The sequence below is a fragment of the Streptomyces sp. CA-243310 genome, assembly GCF_050936775.1.
Lineage (GTDB): Bacteria > Actinomycetota > Actinomycetes > Streptomycetales > Streptomycetaceae > Streptomyces.
Map to the genome: position 1 here is coordinate 2,312,739 of NZ_JBNJMF010000002.1, position 21,884 is coordinate 2,334,622.

Sequence of the window (21,884 nt, forward strand, 5' to 3'; positions counted from 1 at the left end):
GCCACACCACACCCCCACCCCTGAAGGACTCCCCGCCGGGCGCGCGGTGGCGCGGACCGCACCAGATTTTGTATCGTGTGGGAACAAAGTGGTTCCGCCTTCACTCCCTGACCGGTGGGCGGAACCACTTGTTTCTTTTCCCGCCCCGTCTGGAGCCCCGCCGATGCCGGCCAGCACCACCGCCTCGACCCCGACCGTCCTCACCGCCAAGGCCCTGCTCCTGGACATGGACGGCACCATCGTCAACTCCGACGCCGTGGTCGAACGCTGCTGGCGCGACTGGGCCGTGTCCCACGGACTCGACCCGCACGAGGCCCTCAAGGTGGTCCACGGGCGTCAGGGGTACGCCACGATGGCCATCCTTCTCCCCGAGCGGCCGATGGAGCTCAACCACGCCGAGAACGTCGAGATGCTCGCCCGCGAGACCGCCGACACCGACGGCGTGGTTCCGGTCGGCGGCGCGCCGGAGTTCATGGCCGCCATCGCCGGCCTCCCGCACGCACTGGTCACCTCCGCCGACGCCGCGCTGGCCCGGGCCCGGATGACGGCTGCGGCGCTGCCCATGCCCGAGGTACGGGTGACGGCCGAGTCGGTCGGAGCCAGCAAGCCCGACCCCGAAGGGTTCCTCAAGGGCGCCGCCGAGCTGGGTGTGGATCCGGCCGACTGCATCGTCTTCGAGGACTCCGCCGCAGGTATCGCTGCAGGCCAGGCCGCCGGGATGCGAGTCATCGGCATCGGCTCCAGGGCCGCCGCGCACGGCCCCACGGCCCACGTGCTCGACCTGACGTCGGTCCGCGTCCACTCGACCCCGGACGGAACCATCCACCTCACGCTCACCCCCACCGTCTGACCCACAGACCGAAAAGGCGCGTGGCCCGGTTGACCGCCGGTCCACGCGCCTTTTCCCATGCCTCCACAGCCCTCGCGGGGCCCACGGCACCCACGCGACCCACCGGACCCACCTGGACCTCCCAGACCCATCGGGCTCACGGGACTCCAGCAAACCCATAGCCCTCATGGGACTCACAACACTCACACGGCCCACCGAACTCACCAGACCCGCAGCGAACCCATAGCCCTCGCGGGGCTCAACGAGCCCACCGGCTTCACCAGACCCACCTGGCCCACCTGGCCCACCTGGCCCACCTGCAGTCGACAGGTCCGCCACCCTCCCCTGCGCGCCCCGACCTGCGCCCGCCACCCTCATTGATCCGGGCCCGCCAGGCCGTACGTCCGCGCCACGGGCAACGCCCGGGCCGACCCCCTTGGCACCCCGCAGTGCCACCCCGTCCCACACCCCGGCGCGCACCCGGTCCCGCGCCCCTTCCCGCCACCCCGTCGCGCCTGCCGATCCGCCACGCCACCCGAACCGAAGCGCCGGACCACACGCCGGAGCAGGTGTCGGACCGCACGCCGGAGCAGCTGCCGGACCGCACCGGAGCGGATGCCCGACCCCGCACCCACCTCTGCGCCGCAGCCCCACACGCGGACGCCCCGGTGCCGGTCGGAAGCCCGCCATCGAAGCCCACCCTCGCGCCGCCCGACGCCCCCGCACCGCCCGACACCGTCGTCGGCCCCGCGCGCGTCCGGTTTACGACGTTGGCCCCGGATCGCCCGCACCCCACGGCCCGGAATCACAACTTCCGCACATGCGAGGACCGTTGGACGACTTGATGTGACGTGCCCATGTCGGCAACCTGTCACCTGGCGCCCACCCGAGCGACATCCGGCGCCGCAAGCATGGCCGCGCCCCACCGGGGTCGCACGGCCACCACCCCCCGCATCCAGGGAGCCCCTCATGGCCCTCATATCCTCCGTCTACGCGCGTCGAATCGGCGTGCTCGCATCAGCCTCCGCGCTCGCCGCCCTGACCACCCTCGTCAGTGCCCCGACCGCCCAGGCTTCCCCGCCCACCCCGATCAGCGCTGCGGCCGCGCGTTCGTACCTGGCCACGGTCACGCCCGCGGCGGAAGGTTCCCTCAGTGGCTACAGCCGTGACCTGTTCCCGCACTGGAGCACCGTTTCCGGTACCTGCAACACCCGCGAGACGGTCCTGAAGCGCGACGGGGTGAACGTCGTGCAGGACTCCGCCTGCGCCGCCGTCAGCGGCAGTTGGTATTCCGAGTACGACGGCGCCACCTGGACGGCGGCGTCCGACATCGACATCGACCACATGGTGCCGCTCGCCGAGGCCTGGCGTTCGGGCGCTTCCTCCTGGACCACGGCCAAGCGCCAGCAGTTCGCCAACGACCTCACCCGCCCGCAGCTCATCGCGGTCACCGACAACGTCAACCAGGCCAAGGGCGACCTCGACCCGGGCAAGTGGCTGCCGTCGCGCACCGCCTACCGCTGTACGTACGCCCGGATGTGGGTCCAGGTGAAGCAGTACTGGGGCCTGAAGATGGACTCCGGCGAGAAGACCGCCCTGTCGAGCGTGCTCAACGGCTGCTGACGACTGCCGACACCAGCCGCCGACGCCTGCCGACACCAGCCACTGATGCCCGCTCACGCCCGCTGACGGCTGACGGCTGACGGCTGACGGCTGTTGACGGTTGCCGACGGCGGCCCGGCCGGCCACCGATCCGACCCGCCGCACCTCCCCCTGGCGCAGGCCGATCTTTCTCCCCCGCCAGGGGGAGGCCAGGCTCCCCCTCCACCCCTTACCGTGATCGAAGGGGACATGAAGGAGGGGGAGTCTCATGGCCGGACTGCGTCTGGGGCCGCTGCTGCGTCACGTCGACTGGGACACGGGCGGCGCCGCCACCATATGGGTCGAGGCGGACCGCCCGTGCACGGCCGAGGTGCGGTGCGCGGACGGCGCGGGCGGCCGTGCGCACACCTTCCAGATAGAGGGCCACCACTATGCGTTGGTGCCGGTCACAGGCCTGACCCCCGGCACGACCACGGAGTACGAGGTCCGGCTCGCCGGGGCCCCCGTGTGGCCGCTGCCCGACAGCGGCTTCCCGCCCAGCACCATCACCGCGCCCGCCGTCGCGGGGCCCGGCCGGCCGGCTCCCGGGCTTCGGGTGACGTTCGGATCGTGTCGGCAGGCCGCGCCGCCCGCCGACCGGCGCGGGCCGCACGGCGCGGACGCGCTGGACACCCTCGCGGCGCGGCTCGCGGCCGATCCGGAAGCGGTCAGACCGGACGTCCTGCTCCTGCTCGGCGACCAGGTGTACGCGGACCACCTCTCGCGGGCGACCAAGCGGTGGCTGGCGGCCCGCCGAGACCTGCGCGAGGCGCCGGGCGCGCAGGTCGCGAACTACGAGGAGTACACCCGGCTGTACTACGAATCCTGGCTGGACCCGGAGATCCGCTGGTTGCTGTCGACGGTGTCGAGCCTGCACGTCTTCGACGACCACGACGTCATCGACGACTGGAACACCAGCGCGGCCTGGCTGGCGGAGATGCGGGCGACGCCTTGGTGGTCGGAGCGGGTGCTGAGCGGGTTGATGTCGTACTGGGTGCATCAGCACCTCGGCAACCTCTCGCCCGCCGAGTTGGAGGCCGACCCGCTGTACGAAGCGGTACGGGCAACCCCCGACGGGACGGACGCCCTGCGTGCCTTCGCCGCCGCGGCCGACGCCGACCCGGGCTCGGCCCGCTGGAGTTACCGACGGGACTTCGGCCGCTCACGGCTGCTGATGGTGGACACGCGCGCCGCGCGGGTGCTGGCCGAGGACCGGCGGGCGATGCTCGACCCCGCCGAGCAGGAGTGGCTTCGGGACAACGCCCTGGACGGGCATGGCAGCTATGACCATCTGCTGATCGGATCCTCGCTGCCGTGGCTGATGCCGCCGTTGATCCATGACGCGGAAGTGTGGAACGCCGCCCTGTGCCGCGGGGAGCGGGGGCCCCGGTGGGCGCGGATCGGGGAGGATCTGCGGCGGCGCAGCGATCTGGAGCACTGGGCGGCGTTCCCCGAGTCCTTCGTGGCGTTGAGTGATCTGATCGAGGGGGTCGGGACGGGGCCGCGGGCGCCGGCGACGGTGGCCGTGTTGTCCGGGGACGTACACCACGCGTATGTGGCCGAGCCCCGAATACCGAGTACGGCGCGGGTGTTCCAGTTGACGTGCTCGCCCGTGCACAACTCCATCCACACAGCCGTGAAATGGGGTTTCCGGTTGGGTTGGTCGCGGGTGGGGCGGTGGTTGGGGCGCGGTTTCTCCCGGCATGGGCGGACGGGTCGGCCGCCGCTGAGTTGGCGGCGTACGGGTGGTCCCTGGTTCGGGAATCAGCTGATGACGCTGGAGTTGGCGGGTCGCACGGCCCGGCTCCGTCTGGACCAGGCGCGGACGGGGTGGGGGCGCGGGTCGAAGGCCCGGCTGACGACCGTGTTGGATCGCGAGCTCACCGAACCGCGATGAGCTGAGCGCTGACGTGCGCGTCCGAGCCGAACGCCGACGTGCGCGTCGGAACGAAGCCACAAGCCGTACCCACGTACCCCGGGGGTTCTTCGTATCGTCACCCCGGGGATCCGGGAGGTTACTCCCGGGCGTACGCTGTCTGGCTGTCAAGCCGCCCCTGCCGCTCCCCGCGACGACGCGGCGCTTCGGACTGGGGAGTACCACGTGATTGAGACTCTGGGGTCGCTGACCACCAGCCCCTGGATTTACGCCGTGGTGGCGGTGTCCGTGGTGCTCGACGTGTTCCTGCCGGTGTTGCCGAGCGGAGTATTGGTGATCACCGCGGCGGCTGCCGCGGCCGCGGCAGGAGCCGCGGGTTCGTCGACGCCGGTTCCCGAGCAGGTGCCGGACATCATGGCGCTGCTGGTGATCGCGGCGTCGGCCTCGGTGCTGGGTGACATGGCCGCGTTCCGGTTGGCGCGGCGCGGGGGTGCCCGGTTGGACCGGGCCATCGCCCGTTCTCGTCGGCTGAGCCGGGCTCACGAGCGGCTGGGCGTGGCGTTGGCGCGTGGCGGCGGCGCCCTGGTGGTGATCGCCAGGTTCGCCCCGGCAGGCCGGTCGGTGGTCTCGCTGGGCGCGGGCAAGACCCAGCGCAAGGTCAAGGAGTTCCTGCCCTGGTCGATCCTGGCGGGCATGACCTGGGCGGGGTACAGCGTGGCATTGGGCTATTTCGGTACGCAGTGGCTCGGTACGGCGTGGCTGGGTACCGCGGTGTCGTTGATCGCGCTGTTCGCGGTGGGCTCGCTGGCGGCGTTGCTGCTGCGCCGCCCGGGCCCGGGCCCCGCCGCGGCGGCCTGAACGCCGCCCGGCACCCGCGCCACCAGGGCGCCCGTGGGCGCGGGTCGCCCGTACGGTGGCCCGACCTAGCCCGGGTGGGGGCGTTGCGTCACCCGTTCACCCGACAGCGATAGCCGCCTCGGGGCGGGGCTTCTAGCGTCCACAGCACGGTGCGCGACCGAATCCGCGACACACCCGTGCCCTGGCCGCGCCGTTTCGAGGAGCCCGAGGAGTTCTCTCCATGCCCGCCACCCGCATCCGGCACCACCTGATGAGAGGCGCGGCCGCGACGCTCGTCGTCGCCGCCGTCACACCCGTCACCCTGGCCTACGCCCGTCCCACCGCCACCCTGTCCCCGTACACGGTCGCTCCCGGCGGTCGGGTCAGCCTGAACGTCCAGGGCTGCGGCACCAAGACCGGCCGGGCCACCTCTCCGGCGTTCCCCGACGTCCAGCTGACACCGGGCAACCTGGAGGCCACCAACCTGTTCGGCAGCGCCACCGTCTACCGCAACGCCCGCATCGGTTCGCACCCCGTCACCTACGAGTGCGGCGGCAGCGGCGGCGAGCGGGTCACCGTCACCCTGAACGTGGCCACGGGCGCCGCCCGCGGCGGCCTGGGCGGCAGTATCGACACGATGAGTCCGGGCCAGATCGCCCTCGGCGGGGTACTCGTCGCGGGCGCCCTCGGCGCCGGCGCGTGGGTGATCCGGCGCCGTACGGAACGCACCGCCTGACCGGCGGGAGTGGCCGCAGGCCCCACACGGCACGAGCCCGCCCGGCTCAGGAGGCGGCGTGGGCTCCCCTGACCTGGAGTCCGTCCAGAAGGTCCCGGGTCGCCTCGGCGACGGCGTCGACCGCTGCGGCGAACACCTCCTGGTTGTGTGCGGCGGGCGCCCGGAACCCGGACACCTTGCGCACGTACTGGAGCGCGGCCGCGCGGATCTCCTCCTCGGTGGCCTTCTCGGGGAGGACGGGCGGGCGCAAGGTCTTAATGGAACGGCACATGTCTCCACTATCCCGCTACCGAGGCAGCTCGGCCCCGGAAAGCTTCATGATCAACCCGGCTTGCAGCCGCCCCTTCAGCTCGGGGTCGGCGACCTCCTCCAACAGCCCGACAGCCCGGACCATCGACTCGGCGGCCCGCCTGTCGTCCCGTAGCGAGGCGGTCTGGTCGGCCATGTGCCGGAGCGCGATGTCGGCCCGTCGGTGGAACAGCTGCCCGATGAGGGTGACGACCAGCCCGACCGAACTGGTGACCACGCCGAGGTACAGGTCCCCGCTGCTCTCCGCCTTCCACACGGCCAGCGCCACCCCCAACAGCAGGATGGTCGCGCCCGCGCCGGCGAACCGCTGGCTGGTCACGAAGCTGCTCCGCGCCTGCGTCAGCCCGTAGGCGTAGTACTCGACGAGAAGGGGGGTGAAGTCGTCGTGCCGCTCCCCCGATTGCGCCGGGCCGACCGTCCTCGGCGCGAGCCAACCGGTGTCCCCGTACTTCGGATCCCGCGCCTCCGGCTCGGGATCCGTCTCCGACCGCGTCCGAGCGAGCAACCGCGCCCGCTCCGCGTCCCGCCGCCGCTCGAACGCCGCCCCCGAGGCCCGCTCCGCCACGACGTACACCGCGCAGGCGACCAACACCGCGACCCCCGCAACAACCCACTCCCCCATCCTCCGACCATCCCACGCCCCCGACCCCCCGCCAAGACGACGAACACCACGCCCGACAACCCGACGCCCGCCTGACGGCCACCCGACGTCGCAAGAACCCCAACTCCCCTTGCCCACAGCGCTCTCGGCAAGACGCGAACCCGGATGACGCCCCCAAGACCGACGCCACCCCTGGCCCCCGGCCGGTTCACGGGCTGGTCGAAGCAACCACCGACCGCACACATGGAGCCGCGCACACCCCCGGCGCCATGGTTGCCCTGTGGACGGCTGTGATCGCTGCCGCCCATCCCTCGTTCAACGAGTGCCACGACTTCGTCATGTCATGCCGTGGGGAGTTGGCGGCCGTCCTGGTTGCGGATGTCGCCCAGGACACGCAGTGCGAGGCCATCGGGCACACGGACCGGCAGCCAGGGCAGCGGCCCGGCCGTCCCCGACCGTTCCCGTTGCCATTGTCGTTGCCGTTGCCGTTGCCGTCAGAACCGGATGCAAAAGACCCCCCGCCTTGACTGGCGGGGGGTTTTAGCTGGTGGGCGCGGACAGTTTCGAACCGCCGACATCTGCTTTGCAAGTTCGGCCGGAGGTGATTACGGCCCCTGGCGGGCCCGGCCGCGGCTGCCGTCCAGGGTTCTCCGGGGCTGCCGTTGTCCACCGACGTTGATGTCGGCAGTGGATGTCAGCTCACAATTTCGGCATCTGCTCGTCGGCTGCCCTCCGCGGTCGCGCCAAAGCCGCCGCGGCGCGCCTGTCGTCTGCATGCTTCTGCTCTATCGAGGCTCGAAGCTCCGCAGGGGTCGGCCATGGCGCGCGCCGGTGGATCATGCGGTGACAGTTGGCACAGATGAGGGCGAGATCGCTGAGCTTGGTCCTGCCTTCGCCGGCCTCATGGAGAGGCACGACGTGATGGCACTCGATGTAGCCTCTTCCGCGGTCGCCGTAGACCCGCTCAAAGTCGAAGCCACACGCCTCGCAGACAAGTTGATGCCCCTGGCGCTGCACTGCATCGATCTTCTTCTTGCGCAGACCCTTGTTCCGCTCACGACTACGGTGGCGGCCCAGCAGCAACCGGCCTTCGGGGGCACTGAAGTCGTCTTCCTCTTCGGCTTCCGGGGGCAGGTCCTGAAATGCACCCGCGGTCAGGCCGTGCCGGATCCGCTGGGCCACCTCCGCCATCTCGGCTGGCCTGGCAAGGAAGTCATTCATGACTTCGGCATCCAGCATGTTGCCGTTCGTGGGTTTCCCTCGGTAGTCCGGGTGCTGGCACGTGATGTCAACCGTCTTGCGGGCTACGCCGTTGGGGTTCCGGAATAGCTCATTGCGTAGTTCTTCAGGATGGATCGGCATTGTCTGCAGAAGTGCAGACAACTCGACCACACGTGGGTCGTCGAACTCCAGCCGCTTCCACCCGTTAGCCATGGCCAGGTCGCAGGCGAGGATGATCTCGTCGCGAGTCCAGTCGGGGCTCCGAGACGAGCGGATTACGAACCCGAGTCGGGCGAGCCACCTGGCAGCGTGCGACCTTCCCCCACTCAACTCTTCCGGCCTCAACACTCGGCCTTGATCAAACTTATGGGCCACGCCAGCGATGGCCTTGGAGTCGTATGTCTGCTCCTCGTACACGAGGAGGTACCCGGTCGCCGGCTTGTATCCGTACTTGGATAAAAATCCCTCGCGGCCCAAGTCGTCGTACTCAGCTACGGCCTTGAGGACACCATCCCGGCTGATCGCACCTTTACGCATGGCGGAATCGTACGTGCGGCCGCCGACAGTCATGAGCGGGGTTTGAACAGAGATCGAAGCCCCCGCCATGTCATCGGGGGCCTCATCTTTATCAGGTCGATGACCCGGGGTACGCGATCTCGTACATTCCGTTTGCAGCCTTGGCCAGCCTGCCACCGACGTACAGCGATGACCGGCAGGATCCGCCTCTGTTGGTGTCAGGTGCTGATGTCAGGTCTCACAGCGCCGCTTGACAACGTGGACGGCCTCCCAGTAGGACTCGTCCTCCCGTTCCTGCCTGTCAGCAACCTCCGCCACCCGAAGGTCTCGGGCCGCGTCACCTGATGCATGTAGGTGCTGCGTCCCTTGCTCAGCAGGTTGATGGCATCACCCAGGCCTCGGGGATCCCACACGTCCAAGAGATCTTTGTTGCTCTCAGGCGGTCGTACCAGCTTCTCCAACCGCCTGATCGCCGCCCTGACCTCATCAGCGCCCGGGAAATCAGGCAAGGCATGCGCCTCGGCCCTGGCTCTGCCCAGCGGCTCCAAGAGAGCGAAGACGTACGGCTCGCGCTCCTCGTACTCCGTCGCATCGATGTCGCCGAGCGCGACGACGTACCGAGTGCCGGCGTCCGCGGCTTCAATGAGGTGCTTGAGAGTGGTCTCAAAGCGCGCTACGTCGAGCTTGGCGATCTCAAGCCTGCCCTCCCATCGGATCCGATCCTTGGCGACACCCTTCTGGGTCCACCGCGTGACAACCCCAACGATGATTGCCGCTCCAGCCGTAATCAAAGGGCCAACGGTGACGATGGAATCGAGCTGCATAGTCGAATGCTGCACGATTTCGAAGTTCGCGACTACGGGATCCTGCCTAAACCCACCAGACACCCCAGCTCCCATCCCGTCTGCCGTCGACCCACACGTATGTGGAGCGGGCGCGGGCCCTGGCGTCCAGGTGGAGCGCGCCACTGTACGAACGACCTGGACGCCAGGGCCCGTGTCTGCTCGGCTTGCCTGGGTCGACGGCAGACGGGATGGGAGCCTCCCCACGTCCATCACAACGTGCCGGCACTCGCGTACGGCGCCCCCGCCATCCCGGAGTCGGAGCGCCCCCGCCGGAGGCATGTCGGTGACGGGGAGGGAACCGCGGGCGTTGGGACTCGACTCATGCCCTTGGGCCTATCCCACTTGCAGGGGCGGGCGTCGGCGCAGCGCGCGCGGAGCGGGCCGAAGGCAGGAGCGTCGCGCGGAGCGGAGCCGGGAAGCCCGCCCGGCGAAGCGAAGCGCAGCCGGGTGCTTGATGAAGTAGGGAAACTCTTACCGCGCCTCTGAACGGCTGGCGCCAGTCGGCTCGGCTCGGAACTCGTCCAGCGCTCAAAGAACAGCTCCATGCCGGGCTTGCCCTCACCCTCGGCCGCTCGCTCGATCTCCGTTGCCCAACCGAGGGCACTCGGGTACTGCATGCCCAGTCGCGGCCACAGCCACGTACGCCGGGGAACCCTCGCGGCCGGCCTGGTCCTGGTTCGTCGTCGCCCTCGCCGCCTCGCTCGGCGCCATCGTCGCCACCGCCGGCCTCCTCGACCTGAGCGACGTCCCGGACTGGCTCCGGATCCTCGTCGCCGGATGACCCGCACTCGCCTTCCTAGGCGGCACGCTCCTGGTCCACCGCCCTACGCCACCCAGCGATCCGGGGCCCGCCCCGGAGCCCCGGCCCGTGGTCGAGCGGGAGACAGAACCCGGCGTACAGGCCGCCTCGGCTCCTGCCCTCCCTGCTCCGGCCCCGGTACCCGCACCCGGGGTCACCGCTCCGCCCGCCCTCGTCGCCCACGCCCAGAAGATCGCCGCCGACCACCGCACCCGCACCGGCTCGGACATCGACACCGAGACCCTGCGCGCCCGGCTCGGCGTCCCGTCCTCGATGGCTGAGGCCATCGCCGCCCAACTCGCCTGAGGAGAACCGGTACCCGCCCGGATCAGCTTCCCCTCGCTGATGAAGTTCGGCCCCGTTCAGATCGGCACCTACCGCGACCGGCACGGCCGCACCAAGGACTCCGCTGTCTGCACCGCCGACGCATGCGGCTGGTCCATCACCAAGCCCAAGGGCGGCCGGTACATGGCTGCCGTGTACGTCCTCCAGCCCGATGGCACTCGGGCTCGGAAGTTCGCCTACGGCAAGACCTGGGCCGAATGCGACGTGAAGCGCCGTGAGCTGCTCACCAAGGTCGACCAGGGTGTGCCCGTGCCCACGCGGTCCGCCAGGCTGTCCGAGTGGCTGCCGTACTGGCTCGAGAACATCGTCAAGCCCCACTGCAAGCGCACGACCCATGCCAAGTACGAGGTGCGCGTACGGCTCTACCTCGTGCCCCTGCTCGGATCGAAGCGGCTCGAATCGCTGAGCGTGGGCGACGTTCGGCGGATCCTCGTGCAGCTCCAGGAGAAGACCAGCGCCGCGACGGCGAAGGAGTCGCATCGGGTGCTGCGGACCGCGCTCACCGCCGCCGTCCGAGAGGAGCTGGTCACTCGGAATGCGGCAACGTCGTTGGAGCCTCCGACGGTTGAGGATCGGGAACTGTCGCCGTGGACTCTCCAGGAGACGTTGGACTTCCTTGCCGCCGGCCTCAAGGACCCGCTGTTCGCAGCCTTCGTGCTGGCCATCGCGCTCGGCTTCCGGCGGGGTGAGATCGTCGGCCTGCGGTGGGAGAACGTGGAGCGCGTTGAGGGCGAGGCGTACGAGGACGGCCCCAGGGGCAAGCGGCGCCGGCAGACCCTCCCCCTGCCCGGAATCTGCGTCGCTGCCCTGCGCTGGCAGCGGATGAAGCAGATGGAGATGCGGGTCAAGGCCGGGGACGCCTGGGTGGAGACCGGGTACGTGTTCACCACCCGGTCCGGCCGGCCCATCGAGCCGCGGAACGTCTATCGGTCTTTCACACGCGTGGCCAAGGACGCCGGCCTCCGGGTGATTCGGCTGCACGACGCGCGGCATGGGACGGCGACTCTGTTGACCGCCGCCGGCGTGCTGCCCCGGGTCGTGATGGAGATCCTCGGGCACTCGCAGATCGCCGTCACGATGAACGTGTACGCCCACGTCGTCCAGGACACGCAGCGCGAGGCCATCGGGCACATGGACCGGCTGTTGAGGCAGCGCTCCGGCCGTCCCTGACCGCTCCCGTTGATGTCAGATGTGGATGCAAAAGACCCCCCGCCGTGATCGGCGGGGGGTCGTTTCGTTGGTGGGCGCGGACGGTTTCGAACCGCCGACATCTGCTTTGTAAGAGCAGCGCTCTACCCCTGAGCTACGCACCCGTGGATGAGTGGACAGCCTACATGGCGGGCGCACCCCCGACGCAAACCCGTTCCCGTGGGGGAGAATGGGTCGGGGCATGGCGGACGCGGTACGGGAGAGGGATTGTGACGACGGCATCCCGGCGGTGGTTCGGCGGGCGGGACGAGAGTCGGCGGGCGGACGCGCAGGCGGCGAAGGATGCCGCCGCGGCGGCGTTCTACGACCTGGACACGGCGCAGCGGGATCTTCGGATCTCGATCGAGACGATCGCGGCGGCGGACGGTTCGCCGGACGCGTTGCGGGCGACGGAGGGGTTCGCCGCGCTCGGGCGGCGGATCGACGAGGTCAGCCATGTGTACATCGAGGCGGTGGACGCTCACGACCTGGACAGGGTCGAGCTGGAGGCCTCCGTCGCGGCGAGGGCGACGCAGGAGTTGACGCGGGCCCGGGACGAGTTGATCCGGGTCAAGGGTGAGCTGGAGCGGTTCGAGCAGGGGCTGCGGCCACTGTTGGACAAGGCGGAGACGCAGTTGGCGCGGGTGGCGCCGGCGCGGGAGCGGGCGAGGGCCGCGCTGCTGGCGGCGAGCAACGCGTTGGACGAGGTGCGCGGCAAGGGGATGCGGGCGGACGATCTGGCGGCGCGGTTGGCGGCGCTGGGTCCGGAGCTGACCAAGTTGAACCAGGGCGCCGCCCTGCACGGGGTGCAGGAGACGGTGCGGCGGGCGGACCGGATCCTTCGGGACGCGGAGGGGATACGGGCCGAGGCGGCGCGGTTGCCGGAGCGGGCGGCCGAGATCGATCGGCGGCTGGTGAGTCTGCGGACCCGGGCGCAGGCGTTGCGCAATCGGGCGGACCGGGTGGATCCGGTGCTCAGCGAGTTGCGGCGGCGGTTTTCGGCGGCGTGTTGGCAGGACCTCCAGCACGTGCCCGACCAGGCGGTGCGGGAGGTCGCGCAGGCGGAGGAACGGCTCGTCGAGGCGGGCCGGGCGCGGGACGAGCAGCGGTGGTCCGACGTGGCGGCGTTGATCGAGGCGGTGCGCGGTTCGTTGGACGTGACCGACGAGGCGGTGTCGGCGGCGCAGGACCGGTTGACGCGGCTGGAGGCGGTGGCGCGGGATCCGCAGGAGGAGGTGCGGCGGACTCGGTTCGCGATCCGGGACGCGCAGCGGCTCGCGATGGAGGGCCGCAGTGTGCCCGATCCGCGGCACGCGGGGCCGTTGGACGAGTCGGTGGCGCGGATGGACCGGGCGCTCGCGGGGTTGGAGGGGCGGCATCCGGACTACTGGCATTTCCTTCAGGAGATGGAGGGTGTGCGTGCGGCCGTGAACCGGGTGGTCGTCGACATCCGTGAGCAGCGCGGCCACGGGTGAGCATCCGCTCCCGAGCCGCGAGCCCCGAGCCCCGAGCCGCGAGCCGCGAGCCCGACTCTGACCCCCGGGCCCCGACTCTGAGCCCTGTGCCCCCGGCGTGCCCCTCCTGAGCCCCTTAGTCCTCAGCCTCTGGGCCCTGAGCGGCCCGGGCGCGGCGTGCGCACCGCCGCGGTTGTCCGCGGCGGCCGGGCGGCGGATGCTGGGGGTGGGGGCAGTACCCGCGGTTGCCGCCGCCGGGCGGGCGGCCCGAGGCAGAGGAGGCCGGATCATGGCCACCACCCATACGGGGCCGCGCGTGCGCAGGCCGGTCCGTACCCGGCTGGACGAGCACCTTCCCGTGGATCACCGCTTGAGCAGGGTGTACCGGGTGGGCGCGGGTCTGACCGGGTTGTTGTTGATCGTCTTCGGGATCCTGGGGTTGATCGACCGGATCGGATTCTTCGACACGGGCGGCGACACCGTTCTCACGCTGAACACGAACGGGGCGTTGAGCGTCCTGTCGATCCTCGTGGGACTGCTGCTGATCTGCGGGATGGTGGTGGGCGGGAACTTCGCGTCCACGCTGAACATCGTGCTGGGGGTGCTGTTCATCGCGAGCGGGTTCGTGAACCTCGCGCTGTTGGACACCGGGATGAACTTCCTCGCCTTCCACATCCCGAACGTGCTGTTCAGCTTCGTGGTCGGCGTGATGCTGATGTGGTTCGGGATGTACGGGCGGGTGGGCAGCGCCCTGCCGCACGACAATCCGTACTGGCGTGCGCGCCACCCCGAGGAGGCGGCTCGCGAGCAGCGGGCGCGGTCCCGGCCCCACGGCGGCGTCCGCCCATAGCCGCGCGGCGGGGCCCCGCGCCGACCGGGGTGGGACTCACCGGCGGCGCGTACGCCCGTGGTGGGATACCGGACGGCCCGCGCACTGCGTAGCCTGTCCGCATGCCTCGTTACGAATACCGCTGCCGGACCTGCGACGACACCTTCGAGGTGAGTCGTCCGATGGCCGAGTCGTCCGCTCCCGCCGACTGCCCCGCCGGTCACGCCGACACCGTGAAGCTGCTCTCCGCCGTCGCGGTCGGCGGGTCCTCGGGCGGCGCGCCCGCCCCCGCTCCCATGGGTGGGGGCGGAGGGGGCTGCTGCGGCGGGGGCGGCTGCGGCTGACACCGCCCGCGGCCCCCGCGTCACCCAGGCCCGGCCCCCCACGACGGCGCCAGGCCTCGCCCGGAAACGTCAGGCACCCATGAGCGTCAGGCGTCAGGCGCCAGGCCTCGCGCGACAGCGCCGGGCCTCACTCGGAAGCGTCAGGCACCCATGTGCCGTGTCAGGCCCCACCCCGTGTGGGCGTCACGCCTTGCGCGACAGCGTCAGGCCGTCCGAGATGGCCAGCAGCACGGATTCCATGCGGGTGTCCGCCCGTACGTGTTCGTTGAACGCGCGGACGCCCGCCGCCGAGCCCGTGGCGGATTCGTCGAGCACGGCCCCGTGGAACAGCGTGTTGTCGGTGACGATCAGCCCGCCGGGCCGCAGCCTCGGCACGAGTTCCTCCCAGTAGGCGATCTGGCTCTCCTTGTCGGCGTCCACGTAGGCCATGTCGATGTGCGGTTCCCTCGGCATGGCCGACAGGGTGTCCAGTGCCTTGCCGATCCGCAGTTCGACCCGGTCGGCGACGCCCGCGGCCTCCCAGGCCGCGCGCCCGTACGCCGTCCACTCCTCCGAGACGTCGCAGGCGATCAGCCTGCCGTCCGCCGGCAGCGCCTGCGCCATCGACAGGGAGGAGAAGCCGGTGAAGGTACCCACCTCGACGATGTGCCGGGCGCCGGTCAGTCGGACCAGGAAGGCCAGCAGCGGCCCCTGTTCCTCGGCCGACTGCATCCCGGCGCTGTCCGGGAACTTCTCGTAGGTGGTCGCGACGAGCCCCCGCTGGACCGCGTCCAGCGGGGGGTTGTGCGCGAGCACGTAGCGGTACAGCTCATCGGTGATCTTGGTGCTGTTGCCCTTGGTCATGGGCACCAGTCTGCCGAGTCAGTGGCCCGCCGTGCCGGTCGCTCGCCCGAAAGCCCGGACGATTTCCTCGCCGGCGAGGACGCCCGTCAGGGTCAGGGCGGTGACCGACGGCGTGTTCCAGCCGGCGTCGGCGAGTTCGCCGTGCCCCGGTCGCCAGCCGCGGTCGGCGGCGAGCAGCAGGTCGGCGTCCAGCAGCGAGTCGCCGGCGGCCAGTGTCGTGGTCGCGCCCGTGCGCCGGGCCACTTCCCGCATGGCCGCGCTCTTTGTCAGCGGGCGCGGAACGGCGTAGATCTTGCGGCCCTGGAGGGACACCGCCCAGCCGCGGGCCTCGGCCCACTCCGCCAGCGCCTTGAGCCACTCCGGCGGTACCAGGTCCCGCTCGACGACCAGGTACGCGAACAGGTCCTCCGCGATGCGTGCCTTGCGCAGCCACGCCGGGTCCGCGGTGGCCAGCAGGTGGGCGTGGACCTCGTCCAGGGGCGCGCATTCCTCGGCCAGCCGCGTCGCGACGTCTCGGCGCCAGTCCCGGTCCGGGATCCCGTCGACGAGCAACTGTCCGCCGTTGGCGCAGATCGCGTACTTCGCCGGCCGGCCGGGGAAGCGGATGCGCTGGTACTGCTTGCGCGTGCGTGTCGTCGTCGGCACGAAGACGACGCCCGGGTCCGCGGACAGCTCCGTCAGCAGCCCCGCCGCCGTCTCCGTCATGTACGACAGCGGCTTGTGCTCGTGCACCTCCACGCACAGCAGCCGGGGGCCACCGGGTCGGGCATGGTCAGCGCGAGGGCGGCCGCGGAGTAGATGAGCGTACGGTCGAGGTCACTGGCTACGAGGACGGTCACTTGGCGGACACAGCCTTTCCGTCGGCGCCGGTGGCGCCGCGCGTGAAACGAGGGTGGATGAGGCCCACGCACGTGTAGGGCAGACCGTCGACTTCCTCGACCGGCACCCCCCGCTGCTCCGCGAGCAGGCGTACGTGGTCGAGGTCTGCCCCGGCGCCGCGCTGGGCCAGGATCTTCCACGGGACCCGGCGCAGCAGCACCCGTGTCGTCTCGCCCACGCCGGGCTTGACGAGGTTCACGTCGTGGATGCCGTACTCCTCGCTGATGCGTTCCACGGCCGCCCAGCCCACCCAGGTGGGGGTCCGGTCGGCGGCGAGCAGTTCCTTGACCTCGTCGGCGCCGGCGTCGGCCACCGCGTCGAAGTGCGCGGCGACGGTGTCGACGAAGTCGACGGAGACGTCGGCTCCGGCGAGTTCGCGATAGAACTTCGCGCCGTGGAAGTCGGTGGGGCCGACCAGGTCGGAACGGAGGACCGTGCGGGAGATGAGGCCGGAGACGGTGGAGTTGAGGCAGGCGGAGGGTATGAGGAAGTCCTCGCGGGTGCCGTACGTGGGCACGCAGGAGCCGGGGTCGGCGAGGACCACGATCTCCGGGTTGAAGCCGTCGAACTCCGCCAGGGCGGCGGCGAGCTCGCGGGTGATGGCGCCCTTGCCCGTCCAGCCGTCGACGAAGACGATGTCGGCGGGGTCGTGGTGGGCGGCCAGCCAGCGCAGCGCGTTGGCGTCGATGCCTCGGCCGCGGACGATGGACACGGCGTAGTGCGGCAGGTCGAGGCCGTGCCGGGCCCGCGCCCAGCGGCGCATGAGTACGCCGACGGGGGTGCCCGCGCGGGCCAGGGAGACCAGGACCGGGGACGGGGAGCGTTCCGCGAGGACGGTTTCGGTGACGGTGCCGACGGCGCGGGCGATGCGGGCCGCGGAGGCGGTCAGCGCGCTCTGGTACAGCTCCTGGTACGCGGGGGACGGCTGGTACTCCACGGGCAGGGACTCGGCGTAGTGCGCGCCGCCCGCCTGGATGGCCTCCTCTCGTTCCTCGGTCGGGGCCTCCAGTTCCACGTCGGAGAAGTCCTGGAGCAGCCAGCCGACGTCCTCGGCGGCGTAGGAGGAGAAGGCGGGCCCGCGCAGGGGCTCGGTCATGATCGGCTCCTGCCGCTCGGACGGGGTGGGGGCGTACGACGGTACGACGGCCAGCAGGACCCGCCCGGTGTGCGGGGCGAGCCGGGCCAGGAGCCCGTCGGGGGCGTGCAGGGCGGCGGTGTCGCCGTGGGAGTCGACGACGGCGACGACGGCGTCGAAGCCGCCCGCCGCGGTGTCGTGGACGTTGTAGGCGTAGCGGTCGCCGGGCCCGTCGGCCGGGGCGTCGTGGGCCGGGAAGACCAGGCGGCTGCGGATGGCGTAGCCGGGGTCGTCGACGGCGAGCACGGGCGAGCGGGTGGTCGTGGAGAAGCGGATCTCGCGGGTGGCCCCGGTGCCGGGCGCGGGACGGGCCGCCCAGGACTCCTCCAGGCCCAGGGCGAGCCGCAGCGGCGCGTACATCAGTTCCTCGTTGCCGAGGACGAGGACCCGTACGGGTGCCGAGCGCGGCCCCGAATCCGAGCGCGGCCCCGTCTCCGAGCCCGCGTCCGGAGCCTCGTCCGCGTCCGGAGCCTCGTCCGCGTCCGGAGCCTCGTCCGGGACCTCGTCCAGGGCCTCGGCGAGCCGCCCGGCGAGGGCGGGCAGGGCGGCCTCCAGTCGGGCCCGGTGCGCGGGGGTGAACCCGTGCCGGCCGCCGTCGGGCACCCCGGCGGGCCAGTCCAGTGCGACCCGCCGGACGGGGGCGATGGAGGTGGAGGTGGAGGTGGAGGTGGACCCGCCGACGAGCGAAGCCCCGGCGTCCTCGGTCGTCTCGTGCTCCTCGACCAGCGCCTGCCCCTTGGCCAGCACCCCGTCGGGAAGTCGCACGGTCCCGGAGGCCAGGGCGACGAGGTCGACGCGGGCGCCCAGCTCGGCGGCGAACGCGTCGAGCCGGCCGCGATCCGCCTCGGAGCGCATGTCCACCAGGGCGACCACGACGTAGTGCGCGCGCGGGTGGCGGGCGTGCAGGTCGCGGATGGTGTTCAGGACCGTGTTGCCGGTGGAGAACTCGTCGTCGACGAGGACCAGCGGACCGCTGCCGGCCAGCAGCCGAGGATCCTCGGGCAGCAGCAGGTGCGAGGTGGCGTGCGAGTGGGCCTCCTCGAAACCCCCGGCCTGCGCCACGCCCGCCACGGGGCGGCGGGTGGAGTGCAGGTACGGGGCGAGCCCGAGGCCGTCGGCGACGCTGTGGCCGAGCCCGGTGGCGGTCTCGGCGTACCCGAGGACGACCGCGTCGGCGGCGACGTCGTCACCGAGGAGTTCCCGCACCCGTTGCCCGAGGCCGAACCCGGCTCCGTGGACGATCGCCGGGGACTGTGGGACGTGCTTGCCCAGAACCCGGGAGACCAGCAGGTGGGCCCGCTTGGGATTGCGCCGCAGCGCGAGCCCGAGCAGCTCCTCCAACGGCGGCTCCCCGGACGCGCCGAACGCTCCCGCGGAGCCCGCGGAAACGGAGCCCGCGGAACCCGCCGAGCCCGCAGACCCGGCGGCTCCCGCCGCTCCGCCGCCTTGGCCCTGCTCCAGGCTGACGCCCAGCCGGTCCGCGACCCAGGTTCCCGACCACACCTCTTCGATCGTCTTTCCTCTCTCGTCTCGAACGTCTTGAGCATCTCGAACGTCGTGAAAATTGTCGGCGGTCACGGGCGGTCTCACACCTGGAGCCCTGCCGTGAGCAGGTCGACGAACCCGACCTCTTCGCGCGCCACCCCGAAGACCTCCGCGCGCAGCATGGTGCGCTCGGCCCAGGCCCGGTGGGGCTTCACCTCGTTCATCTTGTTCGTGTAGGCGGAACGCATCACGCCGCCGCCGCCGCGCTCGGGGCGCAGGATGTCCTGGGCGTCGCTGAATTCCTCGTGGGAGACGACCGACAGGGCGTGGACCGGCGTGACGTGCGCGGGGTGGATGCAGGTCTTGCCCATCAGCCCGTTGGCCCGGTCGAGCTCGATCTCGCGCAGCAGACCGTCCAGGTCGTGTTCGATCAGGGCGGTGCGCAGTTCCTCGACGCCCTCCTCAAGGAAGGGGCTGCGCCGCAGCTGCGGCTTGAAGAGGCGCTGCTGGCTGCGGAAGTACTCCCAGACGGGTCCGGTGACGGTGAAGCCGGTGCCGTCGGCCCTGCTGAGCACGTTGACCACGTCGGCGATGACGCCCGCGACGATCTGCACGTCGTAGGCGGTCATGTCCGGGGTGCGGCGCAGTCCGTACGCGGAGCAGAAGTCGGTGACGCCCAGGCGCAGGGCCAGGACGTGCTCGCGACGGCGATTGACCGTACGGGAGATGCCGGCGAGGGCCTCTACGCGGGTTTCCAGGTGCAGCAGGTCGGGGGTTTCGAGGACGGGCATGGCATACAGGCGGGGCAGCCCGTGGCTGCTTTCGGCTTCGGCCACGGCGTCGAGGAAGGCCGTACCCCGGGATTCGGTGAACTTCGGGAGTACGAATCCGGCCAGGTGTCGGGCCGTGCCGCCGAGCCGGCGCACCAGGTCGGGTATCTGCTCGGGCGTGCGGACGCGGATGAAGAGCAGGGGGAGCTCGTCGTCCTGCTCGTCGAGTGCCTCGAACTGACGGATCAGGTTCGTCTCGCCGGACCCGACCTCGGCGTCGCTGATGGAATCTTCCAGGCAGAGGACCATGGAGAGGACTCCGCGGGCGGCCTGTTTGCGGATGTCGGCGGCGAGGTGGGGGCGGGTGGCGGGGCTGTAGAGGGTGGCGCCGAGTGCGGCCGCGAGCAGGCGGGAGGGGGAGGCGGCGGTGAACTCGACCGGCTCCTGGTGGAAGAGGTCCTTGCGGACCATGGGCGATATGTGCCCGAAGTGACGCATGTGCTTCCCCCGTACTGCTTCGGCGGCCCAACTGACGTGGCCGGTAATAGTACGTACTAACCTGAGTCAAGAGTTCCTCAAGCACATGAAGTTCAGGTAACCCTCTTGCACCATGCCCAGCTCTTGCGTTCGGTACAAGGGCCAACGGGGGGCCGCATTGTCCAGGTCATGCCCGGGAGGGCAGGATGACGGGCATGACGCACGCGATGCAGAAGGGCTCGAACATCCCGGTGGCCGCCGTGGCGGTCCGGGCGGTGTTGCGGTGGACCACCGGGCCCGAGGTGCCCGACGTGGACGCCTCCGCGCTGCTCGTGGGGGCGGACGGGCGCGTGCGCTCGGACGAGGACTTCGTGTTCTACAACCAGCCCCGGCACCCCTCGGGGGCCGTGTGGCGACTGGGCAAGAAGCAGATCGGCGACGCGATCACGGACGCCGTGCAGGCCGATCTGCGCGCCGTGACCCCGGCCGTGGACCGGATCCTGGTGGTGGCCTCCGCCGAGGACGTTCCCTTCCAGCGGGTACGGGACCTGCGGATCCTGCTCTACGACGCCACCCCGAGCGGCGGCGCCGAACCGCTGGCCTCCTTCGAGGTCCACCCCGAGACGGGTGCCGAGACGGCCCTCATCTGCGGTGAGCTGTACCGCCGCGGGGACGGGTGGAAGTTCCGCGCGCTCGGCGAGGGCTACTCGGACGGCCTGGTCGGGCTGGCCACCGATCACGGGATCTCGGTCGACGAGAACGCCGAGGCCGCCGCGGGCCCCTCCGCGGGCCCGAGCGAGGACCGTACGGCCGCGATGCGTCCCCCGACCCCGCCGCCCGCTCCGACGACCCAGGCCCCGCCGGCCGTCGAGCCCGCGTACGGGTACCCGCAGCCGGTGTCGCCGGTCCCGGTGCCGGGTCCGGCCGGCGATCCGACGTTCCGGCTGCCGGTGCAGGGCCCGCAGTTCATCCGCCGCTGATCACCCTCGGGGCCGGCCCCGGGGCCGGCCCCGGGAGCGGCCCCGTGACGGCCGCGCGGGTCGCCGCGGTCAGGCCTTGGTGCTCTTGTAGCCCCGCCCCCACTGGAGCCCCCACCCGTACAGGCGGTCCAACTCGGCCTGGAAGCCGTACACGAACTTCACCTCGCGGCGGACGATCAGTTCCCCCTTGACGTTCTCCAGGGAGACCACCGCGCACGAGCGGGCCTGGGGGTGTCGCTCCTCCAGCGGGATCTCGATCCGCGGCCCGGCGATCGGATAGAGAGTGACCAGGGCGTGCGTCCGGTCGAAGGCCGGGGTCTGGTCGTAGATGTAGACGAAGACGAGCAGCCGCTTGATCGCCTCGGCGTGGTCGAGGTTGACGAAGATGGTCTCGCCGGACGGTGCCCCGAACCGGTCGTCGCCGCTGAGCTTCACGAACGGCGGGCTGTTGATGTCGCCGTGCAGGTTTCCCAGCGGCTGCACCACGCCCCGGGTGCCGTCGGCGAGTTCGTAGAGGCAACCGATGTCGAGGTCGACGTTGACCATGCCCTGGGTGTGCGCCTGCACCATGTCCGGCTTGAACAGCTTGAAGGGGTGCCGGAAGAGCCGGCCGCTCTGCCCGGACCGGCCTCCTATGTCGGAGGTGCGCATCCGCCAGGACAGGTTCACCCGCAGATTGCCGTGCACCGCCTGCTGTTTGGTGAGCGACACCGTCGGATGTCGTTTGGTCAGCTCGATGGCGTTGGACGAGGCCTGGCCCGAGTCGAACCTCATGGCCCGTGCGCCCCTGATGCCGTCGAAGAACCCCTCGAAGAAACTCATGTTCCCCCCTTGCCCCTGTATCCCCGGTATCCCCTGTACGTACGGAAGCGGGGCGGCCCGCCGGGTCCGTGGCCCCCCGGACGTCGTCCGGGAGGGACCCTTGGGCCGCCCCGCAAATGGAGC

The 21,884-nt window shown here is 71.1% G+C and carries 18 protein-coding genes, 1 tRNA gene and 2 pseudogenes; 11 read left to right on the forward strand and 10 right to left on the reverse strand.

Annotated elements, in window-relative coordinates; translation table 11 throughout:
• Window positions 1–163 precede the first annotated feature (163 nt).
• From ACQEVM_RS28050 to ACQEVM_RS28070, 5 genes are all read left to right on the forward strand, one after another.
• Complete coding sequence (locus ACQEVM_RS28050) at window positions 164–850, forward strand: HAD-IA family hydrolase (RefSeq protein WP_433083555.1); 687 nt, start codon at window positions 164–166, stop codon at window positions 848–850.
• Window positions 851–1,807: 957 nt separating this feature from the next.
• Window positions 1,808–2,452, forward strand: a complete 645-nt coding sequence (locus ACQEVM_RS28055; RefSeq protein ID WP_433085421.1) for an HNH endonuclease family protein — start codon at window positions 1,808–1,810, stop codon at window positions 2,450–2,452.
• 247 nt (window positions 2,453–2,699) lie between these two features.
• Window positions 2,700–4,367: an alkaline phosphatase D family protein gene (locus tag ACQEVM_RS28060; protein WP_433083557.1), complete on the forward strand. Its 1,668-nt coding sequence runs from the start codon at window positions 2,700–2,702 to the stop codon at window positions 4,365–4,367.
• Between the two features lie 204 nt (window positions 4,368–4,571).
• Window positions 4,572–5,204, forward strand: coding sequence for a DedA family protein (locus tag ACQEVM_RS28065; protein WP_433083559.1), 633 nt, complete (start codon window positions 4,572–4,574; stop codon window positions 5,202–5,204).
• Between the two features lie 220 nt (window positions 5,205–5,424).
• A complete protein-coding gene (locus tag ACQEVM_RS28070) occupies window positions 5,425–5,919 on the forward strand; it encodes a hypothetical protein (protein WP_266947387.1) in 495 nt (164 codons plus the stop codon).
• A gap of 46 nt (window positions 5,920–5,965) precedes the next feature.
• On the opposite strand, the gene ACQEVM_RS28075 is transcribed toward ACQEVM_RS28070, so the two are convergent.
• The 4 genes from ACQEVM_RS28075 to ACQEVM_RS28090 all read right to left on the reverse strand — a co-directional run bounded on the left by ACQEVM_RS28075 (window position 5,966) and on the right by ACQEVM_RS28090 (window position 9,390).
• Complete coding sequence (locus ACQEVM_RS28075) at window positions 5,966–6,190, reverse strand: DUF2277 domain-containing protein (protein ID WP_433083561.1); 225 nt, start codon at window positions 6,188–6,190, stop codon at window positions 5,966–5,968.
• Window positions 6,191–6,205: 15 nt separating this feature from the next.
• Window positions 6,206–6,850: a TRADD-N-associated membrane domain-containing protein gene (locus tag ACQEVM_RS28080; RefSeq protein WP_433083563.1), complete on the reverse strand. Its 645-nt coding sequence runs from the start codon at window positions 6,848–6,850 to the stop codon at window positions 6,206–6,208.
• Window positions 6,851–7,528: 678 nt separating this feature from the next.
• Window positions 7,529–8,587 (reverse strand): HNH endonuclease, encoded by a 1,059-nt coding sequence (locus tag ACQEVM_RS28085; protein ID WP_433083565.1) that lies wholly within the window; start codon window positions 8,585–8,587, stop codon window positions 7,529–7,531.
• 197 nt (window positions 8,588–8,784) lie between these two features.
• Window positions 8,785–9,390, reverse strand: coding sequence for a hypothetical protein (locus tag ACQEVM_RS28090; RefSeq protein ID WP_433083567.1), 606 nt, complete (start codon window positions 9,388–9,390; stop codon window positions 8,785–8,787).
• A 673-nt stretch (window positions 9,391–10,063) separates the two neighbouring features.
• Here ACQEVM_RS28090 and ACQEVM_RS28095 point away from each other — a divergent pair.
• Together ACQEVM_RS28095 and ACQEVM_RS28100 are read left to right on the forward strand one after the other, a co-directional pair.
• Window positions 10,064–10,516 (forward strand): annotated as a pseudogene (locus ACQEVM_RS28095) (DUF2637 domain-containing protein); the annotation flags it as partial.
• A gap of 39 nt (window positions 10,517–10,555) precedes the next feature.
• Window positions 10,556–11,725 carry a tyrosine-type recombinase/integrase gene (locus tag ACQEVM_RS28100; RefSeq protein WP_433083569.1) on the forward strand — a complete coding sequence of 390 codons (1,170 nt, stop codon included), beginning with the start codon at window positions 10,556–10,558 and terminating at the stop codon, window positions 11,723–11,725.
• Window positions 11,726–11,793: 68 nt separating this feature from the next.
• Here ACQEVM_RS28100 and ACQEVM_RS28105 read toward each other — a convergent pair.
• Window positions 11,794–11,868, reverse strand: a tRNA-Val gene (locus ACQEVM_RS28105).
• Between the two features lie 105 nt (window positions 11,869–11,973).
• Between ACQEVM_RS28105 and ACQEVM_RS28110 the strand changes: the two genes are divergently transcribed.
• The 3 genes from ACQEVM_RS28110 to ACQEVM_RS28120 all read left to right on the forward strand — a co-directional run bounded on the left by ACQEVM_RS28110 (window position 11,974) and on the right by ACQEVM_RS28120 (window position 14,370).
• Window positions 11,974–13,218 carry a hypothetical protein gene (locus ACQEVM_RS28110; RefSeq protein WP_433083571.1) on the forward strand — a complete coding sequence of 415 codons (1,245 nt, stop codon included), beginning with the start codon at window positions 11,974–11,976 and terminating at the stop codon, window positions 13,216–13,218.
• A 268-nt stretch (window positions 13,219–13,486) separates the two neighbouring features.
• Window positions 13,487–14,047 carry a DUF4383 domain-containing protein gene (locus ACQEVM_RS28115; RefSeq protein ID WP_433083573.1) on the forward strand — a complete coding sequence of 187 codons (561 nt, stop codon included), beginning with the start codon at window positions 13,487–13,489 and terminating at the stop codon, window positions 14,045–14,047.
• Between the two features lie 101 nt (window positions 14,048–14,148).
• The gene (locus ACQEVM_RS28120) at window positions 14,149–14,370 is read left to right on the forward strand and encodes an FmdB family zinc ribbon protein (protein ID WP_267797875.1); all 222 of its coding nucleotides are present in this window, start codon (window positions 14,149–14,151) and stop codon (window positions 14,368–14,370) included.
• Between the two features lie 183 nt (window positions 14,371–14,553).
• Here the strand turns inward: ACQEVM_RS28120 and ACQEVM_RS28125 are convergent, their stop codons facing one another.
• The 4 genes and pseudogenes from ACQEVM_RS28125 to ACQEVM_RS28140 form a co-directional block, all read right to left on the reverse strand.
• Window positions 14,554–15,213: an O-methyltransferase gene (locus tag ACQEVM_RS28125; protein WP_433083575.1), complete on the reverse strand. Its 660-nt coding sequence runs from the start codon at window positions 15,211–15,213 to the stop codon at window positions 14,554–14,556.
• A gap of 18 nt (window positions 15,214–15,231) precedes the next feature.
• Window positions 15,232–16,052 (reverse strand): annotated as a pseudogene (locus ACQEVM_RS28130) (HAD family hydrolase).
• Window positions 16,049–18,568, reverse strand: a complete 2,520-nt coding sequence (locus ACQEVM_RS28135; RefSeq protein WP_433085423.1) for a phosphoribosyltransferase — start codon at window positions 18,566–18,568, stop codon at window positions 16,049–16,051. Before ACQEVM_RS28135 ends, ACQEVM_RS28130 begins: the two are co-directional and overlap by 4 nt.
• 245 nt (window positions 18,569–18,813) lie before the next feature.
• On the reverse strand, window positions 18,814–19,980 hold the full coding sequence (locus ACQEVM_RS28140; RefSeq protein ID WP_433083577.1) for an HpcH/HpaI aldolase/citrate lyase family protein: 1,167 nt from the start codon (window positions 19,978–19,980) through the stop codon (window positions 18,814–18,816).
• 194 nt (window positions 19,981–20,174) lie between these two features.
• On the opposite strand from ACQEVM_RS28140, the gene ACQEVM_RS28145 reads away from it, so the two are divergent.
• Window positions 20,175–20,939, forward strand: coding sequence for a TerD family protein (locus ACQEVM_RS28145; protein ID WP_433083579.1), 765 nt, complete (start codon window positions 20,175–20,177; stop codon window positions 20,937–20,939).
• Window positions 20,940–21,008: 69 nt separating this feature from the next.
• On the opposite strand, the gene ACQEVM_RS28150 is transcribed toward ACQEVM_RS28145, so the two are convergent.
• Window positions 21,009–21,761 carry a TerD family protein gene (locus ACQEVM_RS28150; protein WP_384613245.1) on the reverse strand — a complete coding sequence of 251 codons (753 nt, stop codon included), beginning with the start codon at window positions 21,759–21,761 and terminating at the stop codon, window positions 21,009–21,011.
• Between the last annotated feature and the right edge of the window lie 123 nt (window positions 21,762–21,884).

Bases quoted from the DNA above. Each gene is read 5' to 3' on its own strand.
- ACQEVM_RS28100 (WP_433083569.1), top strand. From the start codon at position 10,556: ATGAAGTTCGGCCCCGTTCAGATCGGCACCTACCGCGACCGGCACGGC.
- ACQEVM_RS28140 (WP_433083577.1), bottom strand. From the start codon at position 19,980: ATGCGTCACTTCGGGCACATATCGCCCATGGTCCGCAAGGACCTCTTC.
- ACQEVM_RS28120 (WP_267797875.1), top strand. From the start codon at position 14,149: ATGCCTCGTTACGAATACCGCTGCCGGACCTGCGACGACACCTTCGAG.
- ACQEVM_RS28145 (WP_433083579.1), top strand. From the start codon at position 20,175: ATGACGCACGCGATGCAGAAGGGCTCGAACATCCCGGTGGCCGCCGTG.
- ACQEVM_RS28150 (WP_384613245.1), bottom strand. From the start codon at position 21,761: ATGAGTTTCTTCGAGGGGTTCTTCGACGGCATCAGGGGCGCACGGGCC.
- ACQEVM_RS28060 (WP_433083557.1), top strand. From the start codon at position 2,700: ATGGCCGGACTGCGTCTGGGGCCGCTGCTGCGTCACGTCGACTGGGAC.
- ACQEVM_RS28090 (WP_433083567.1), bottom strand. From the start codon at position 9,390: ATGCAGCTCGATTCCATCGTCACCGTTGGCCCTTTGATTACGGCTGGA.
- ACQEVM_RS28125 (WP_433083575.1), bottom strand. From the start codon at position 15,213: ATGACCAAGGGCAACAGCACCAAGATCACCGATGAGCTGTACCGCTAC.
- ACQEVM_RS28115 (WP_433083573.1), top strand. From the start codon at position 13,487: ATGGCCACCACCCATACGGGGCCGCGCGTGCGCAGGCCGGTCCGTACC.
- ACQEVM_RS28050 (WP_433083555.1), top strand. From the start codon at position 164: ATGCCGGCCAGCACCACCGCCTCGACCCCGACCGTCCTCACCGCCAAG.
- ACQEVM_RS28075 (WP_433083561.1), bottom strand. From the start codon at position 6,190: ATGTGCCGTTCCATTAAGACCTTGCGCCCGCCCGTCCTCCCCGAGAAG.
- ACQEVM_RS28080 (WP_433083563.1), bottom strand. From the start codon at position 6,850: ATGGGGGAGTGGGTTGTTGCGGGGGTCGCGGTGTTGGTCGCCTGCGCG.
- ACQEVM_RS28070 (WP_266947387.1), top strand. From the start codon at position 5,425: ATGCCCGCCACCCGCATCCGGCACCACCTGATGAGAGGCGCGGCCGCG.
- ACQEVM_RS28085 (WP_433083565.1), bottom strand. From the start codon at position 8,587: ATGCGTAAAGGTGCGATCAGCCGGGATGGTGTCCTCAAGGCCGTAGCT.